The sequence below is a fragment of the Pseudoalteromonas sp. S3178 genome (assembly GCF_005886985.1).
GTDB classification, from domain to species: domain Bacteria; phylum Pseudomonadota; class Gammaproteobacteria; order Enterobacterales; family Alteromonadaceae; genus Pseudoalteromonas; species Pseudoalteromonas carrageenovora.
The window spans coordinates 1-1,058 of record NZ_PNCW01000101.1 but is presented as its reverse complement, the minus strand read 5'-3'; the positions used below and the strand labels follow the sequence as shown (position 1 = coordinate 1,058).

The 1,058-nt window shown below is 34.5% G+C and carries 1 protein-coding gene; it reads left to right on the top strand.

The features are described 5' to 3' along the window. Positions 1–494: 494 nt before the first annotated feature. Positions 495–1,058: LysR family transcriptional regulator (locus CWC11_RS19965; protein ID WP_138684093.1), on the top strand; the 564-nt coding region annotated here is incomplete at its 3' end.

The following is a 1,058-nucleotide window of genomic DNA, read 5'->3' as shown; positions in this document are numbered from 1 at the left end:
TGCGGATTGGTATTAAATGAAGCATTAGGTAATTGCAATGCAGAGTGCCTTATGCGCCTATCAGCGTTTGCATTTTAGATACCTTCGTTTATTCATTCTTTAAAATACCCCTCTAATTTGGTTAGGTATTTTACTAAACAAATTATTGTATTCACTACCCAAACTCGGGTTTAAACATTCACTTTCGCATTGAAAAAACAATCCATTTAGCCCCGCCAGTTCCTAATAAGCATGTAATTTAGCTGCTTGATATAGATTTATTATTTATAGTTCAGATTAATTATGTAAATTTAAACCAAACATGAGCTAAGCTCATAGTTAACTCATCAAACAAGCCGTAAAACGAACGTCTTCATTAAGTAATTTAATATTAAGAAGGAAAATCAGAATAAACAAGGCTATTTTAGCCATCTAGACGTTGAAACGGTTTTTATAAAAGCGTAGTATGTAATTAATCTAAGCCGAACTCACTTTCACCATGAGAATTTTTAAAGATGATAGACATTAAACACTTAAAAACCATTGCCACCTTAAAAGACACTGGATCTTTGGTTAATACAGCACGCGAGCTGTTTTTGACACAATCGGCGTTGTCTCATCAAATAAAAGACTTAGAAAACAAATTAGATTGCCAGTTATTTGAACGTAAAACTCAACCTGTTCGCTTCACGCCACAGGGAATGTTGTTACTGGAACTCGCAAACGAGGTGTTACCAAAGGTAGAAGCAACAAAATGCAGATTAAAAGAAAGCCTTAACCAACCTATTTCACAACTGCGTTTGAGCGTAGAATGCCATGCATGTTTTCATTGGTTACTGCCTACGATTAAAGAGTTTAATAATTTTTGGCCAGATATAAAAATAGACTACGAACGTGGCTTTAGTTACGACGCTATTCCTGATTTATTAAGTGATGAGCTAGATTTAGTATTAACCTCAGATATCCGTGAACCAGACAAACTAGAGTACGCACATTTATTTGATTTTAAATTAAAGCTTATTGTGGCACCAGATCACGAACTTGCTAAAAAAGCATATGTAACCGCACTTGATCTAAAA